The following is a 270-nucleotide window of genomic DNA, read 5'->3' as shown; positions in this document are numbered from 1 at the left end:
TCGATCAAGATAGAGCTCAACCCCGGCACCGCCGGCGCCCGGACCCTGCTGGACATCCCGCAGTACAACTTCGACGACCAGGCGATCCATCCGCTGGCGACACCGCTCGCGGTCAAGCCGGGCGACACGCTCCGGGTCACCTGCACGCACGATGCGGGACTGCGCAAACTGCTGCCGCAGCTGCGCACACTCCCACCGCGCTACGTGGTCTGGGGCGACGGCACCAGCGACGAGATGTGCCTGGGCCTGGTGATCTGGTCACCGCAGACC

Annotated in this window: 1 pseudogene; it reads left to right on the top strand. The window is 68.1% G+C overall.

Features of this window, described 5'->3' with window-relative positions:
• Positions 1-270: pseudogene (locus ODJ79_RS46920) on the top strand (monooxygenase); the annotation flags it as partial.

This window comes from Actinoplanes sp. KI2 (genome assembly GCF_025630775.1).
GTDB lineage: Bacteria > Actinomycetota > Actinomycetes > Mycobacteriales > Micromonosporaceae > Actinoplanes.
Note: the sequence above shows the minus strand (reverse complement) of the source record. Positions and strands in the feature narration are given on the sequence as shown.